This is a genomic window from Anaerotruncus sp. 1XD42-93 (assembly GCF_009917605.1).
Taxonomy (GTDB): domain Bacteria; phylum Bacillota; class Clostridia; order Oscillospirales; family Ruminococcaceae; genus Anaerotruncus.
The window spans coordinates 1-3,627 of the sequence record NZ_QZEG01000122.1; the positions used below are offsets into that span (position 1 = coordinate 1).

At 55.2% G+C, this 3,627-nt stretch carries 3 protein-coding genes; all 3 read left to right on the forward strand.

Features of this window, described 5'->3' with window-relative positions; translation table 11 throughout:
• Positions 1–185 precede the first annotated feature (185 nt).
• Genes D5269_RS17105 through D5269_RS17115 form a run of 3 tightly spaced genes read left to right on the forward strand, consistent with a single transcriptional unit; the run spans position 186 to position 3,494 of the window.
• Positions 186–905 (forward strand): polyphosphate polymerase domain-containing protein, encoded by a 720-nt coding sequence (locus D5269_RS17105; RefSeq protein ID WP_120487190.1) that lies wholly within the window; start codon positions 186–188, stop codon positions 903–905.
• Positions 898–1,575 (forward strand): DUF4956 domain-containing protein, encoded by a 678-nt coding sequence (locus D5269_RS17110; RefSeq protein WP_016317146.1) that lies wholly within the window; start codon positions 898–900, stop codon positions 1,573–1,575. Before D5269_RS17105 ends, D5269_RS17110 begins: the two co-directional genes overlap by 8 nt.
• Positions 1,576–1,592: 17 nt before the next feature.
• Entirely contained in the window at positions 1,593–3,494 is a 1,902-nt protein-coding gene (locus D5269_RS17115; RefSeq protein ID WP_120487193.1) for a carbohydrate-binding domain-containing protein, read from the forward strand.
• Positions 3,495–3,627 lie beyond the last annotated feature (133 nt).

Below are 3,627 nucleotides of genomic sequence, written 5' to 3' on the forward strand. Positions count from 1 at the left end.
ATTTTAATCTTTTTAATTCCATATTCCTGATTATATCTCTTTTTGGCAAAATTTCAAATGCTGTTGCCCTGCTCCCTATGAAAAGGATAGGACGGGAACCTGAAAATAGTCTGAAACAGTTTTTTCAGACTATTTTCAGAAACAGACGTTAGGATAATGGCAACCACAAAAACGGAGGTGAGCGTATGGCGCAGACAGTTTTTCAGCGCTATGAGAAAAAATATCTGCTTGACCGGGAACAGTATACCGCCCTGCGGGACCAGCTTTCCGGCCGGATGCGGGAGGACCGCTATGGCAGATACACGATCTGCAACATCTACTATGATACACCCGACTATCAACTGATACGTGCTTCCCTTGAGAAGCCGGTCTATAAAGAGAAGCTGCGGCTGCGCAGCTATAGGGTGCCGGATTCCCAAAGCCCGGTCTTTCTTGAACTCAAGAAAAAGTTCGATGGGGTGGTCTATAAACGCCGGGCGGTTCTGACACAGGGAGAGGCGCAGAGGTTCCTTTGGAATGGGGAACGTCCGGACGGCCAGGAACAGATTCTGAATGAGATCAGCTGGGCGATGCAGTTCTATCGTCCCGAGCCGAAGGTATTCATCGGATACGATCGGACCGCCCTCTTCTCAGAGGAAGAGCCAGACCTGCGGGTCACATTCGATACCAGGCTGCGGTGGCGGAATACTGCGCTTGACCTTTCCAAAGGGGATTGGGGGGCGCCAATCCGACGGGATGGGAAAATTCTGATGGAACTCAAGCTGCCGGGGGCAATGCCGCTTTGGATGGCACATCTGCTGGGGGACCTGAGAATCTATCCGACCTCTTTTTCCAAATATGGCGCCTGCTATCAGCAGTACCTCTATAGGCAGCAGAGGTTGAGAGGGGGCGCTGTCTGTGCCTGATTTGCTCTTCCAGCCTGTTTTGCAGGCGGGGGTTACCCTTCCGGGAGTGCTGCTCTGCACATCCGCTTCCCTCCTGTTTGGGTATGCAATCGCCAGGCTGCATCTTCGGCAGGGAACCTGCTCCCGGAGCTTTGCGGTGACGCTCGCGTTCCTGCCAGCGATTGTGCAGATTGTCATTATGCTGGTCAACGGCAACATCGGCGCAGGGGTCGCGGTAGCAGGCTCGTTCAGCCTTGTGCGGTTCCGGTCGGTGCCGGGCACTGCCCGCGAGATCGGCAGCCTGTTTTTCGCAATGGCGATTGGGCTCGCCTGTGGGATGGGGTATCCCGGTTACGCGGCGCTGTTTCTGATCCTGGTGGGGTCGATGATGCTTTTGCTCAACGCGGTTCGGTTTGGGGTGCCCTCCCATATCCGGCGGGAACTCAAAATCACGATTCCCGAGGGGTTGGATTACGAGGGCATATTTGACGACCTGTTTCAGGAATATACAGTCTATACCGAACTGGAACGGGTGCGCACCACCAATATGGGCAGTCTTTATGAGCTGTGCTATCTGGTGGAACTTCCCGGAAGCGGGATCAGCAAAGCATTTCTTGATGAACTGCGCTGCCGCAATGGAAATCTGAATATCAGCTGTGGACGGGTTTCTTCCGTTCAGGATGAATTGTAGTCAGGGGGGACAGTGGAATGAATCAACAGAAGAAAATGGTTATTACAGCGATGCTGGCGGCGCTTGGAATGCTTGCAGGATGCAGCCAGAGTGCATCATCTGCCGCCGCTTCGGCGGGAACATCCGATGGAGTGGTGCAGATTACCCTGAATGGGGGAACGGCTTCAGTCGCCGGGACAGGCGCGTCGGTAAATGGCGCGGATGTCACGATTACCAAAGCGGGAACCTACCGGATCGCCGGTGCACTCGATGATGGGCAGATTCTGGTTGACGCAGGCAAACAGGATGCGGTGACGCTGGTGCTGGACGGGGTAACGATCTCCTGTTCGGACAGCGCAGGCATCTACGAGAAACAGGCGGGAAGCATGACCCTTCTGCTGGCGGATGGCAGCTCCAACGTTATCTCGGATGGCGCGGAATATCAATTCCCGGATGGCGGGGACGAACCTGATGCGGCAGTATTTGCCAAAGATGATCTGACAATTACCGGGACGGGAACACTGACTGTTACAGGAAACTATCATAATGGGATCGGCAGCAAGGACAACCTGTTGGTTGAGAGCGGAACTTTAACTGTCACCGCGGTGAACGATGGCCTGCGCGGGCGGGACTCGGTGACCATCTCAGATGGAACATTTGCGATCGACGCAGAGGGGGACGGGATCAAATCGAACAATGACGAAGACACACAGAAAGGATGGATTCTCCTGTCGGGAGGGAGCTACCAGATCTCCGCAGGCAATGACGGAATACAGGCAGAAACCGTACTGACCGTTACGGGGGGATCCTATGAGATTGTTACCGGGGGCGGCAGTGAGAATGCACCGGAACGTGTGGAGCAGGGATTTGGCGGCGGATTCGGAGAGAAGCGGCCCAAACGTGAAGCGGGCGCGACACCACCCGATGGCCAGACGCCAGGAGAAGCTCGGCCAGGCAGTGTGCCGCCTAACCGACAGGATGCTGAAGCCGTACAGACAGCTTCTGTCCAGTTTGCAGCGGATACAGAAGCGGCACAGCCGACCAGTTCCACGACTGATTCTGAGAGCCAGAAGGGAATGAAGGCGGGAACCCTGCTCACAGTGAGCGGCGGGACATTTTCAATCGACAGTGTGGACGATGCACTCCACTCCAACGGCAATCTGACCATATCAGGAGGGGACTTTCGTATCTCAACCGGTGATGATGGAGCCCATGCGGACGGTGCACTGGCGGTCGAAGCGGGAGACATCCGGATCGAGCGTTCCTATGAGGGCTTGGAGGGAACAACAGTCGAAATCAGTGGAGGAGAGATCGTCTTAACCGCATCGGACGACGGGGTTAACGCAGCGGGAGGCAGTGACGAAAACCTCGATCCGGGTCGCTTGGCCAGTCAGAACAGCTACTTTATCCGGGTGACCGGCGGGATGTTGACTGTAGACGCGGATGGAGATGGGCTAGACTCCAACGGCGACCTCTATCTGGAAGGAGGGACGGTCCTCGTGAATGGTCCAACCAGCGGCGGGGACAGTGCGCTTGACTACGATGGAAGCTGCGAGATCAGTGGGGGACTCTTGATGGCTACGGGCAGCGCAGGGATGATGCAGGTGCCATCCGACGGGATACAGCCGCGGTTGGCAGTCTGGTTTGACGGGGTACAGCCCGCCGGAGCCCAGATTGAGCTGGCTGACGATGTAAACCAGACCGTCCTGGATGTAACACTTGAAAAGCCGTTCGAGGTGGTGATCCTGAGTGCTCCCGGTTTGGAGGTGGGGCAAACCTGCGCGCTTCTGGTCAATGGGGAAAAAGCCACTGATCTGACGCTGACAGAGACAGTGACCTCGATTTCGAGTGATGGTTCTGCTGCTCCTACCCAGATGAGGTTTGGCAGAATGGGTATGGGAGAGGACCGTGTAGAAGGCCGAGGGAAAGCCATGCAGTAGTAGCTGGATTTCAATCTGCGTACTCCGTGAGAAGCACGACAAAACCAGATTTACAGATTTAAAAGCTGTATTCATAAGCGTTTAAGCAAGGTATGGAAATGAGAAATTTTGACGATAGTCTCAGCAGATGAGA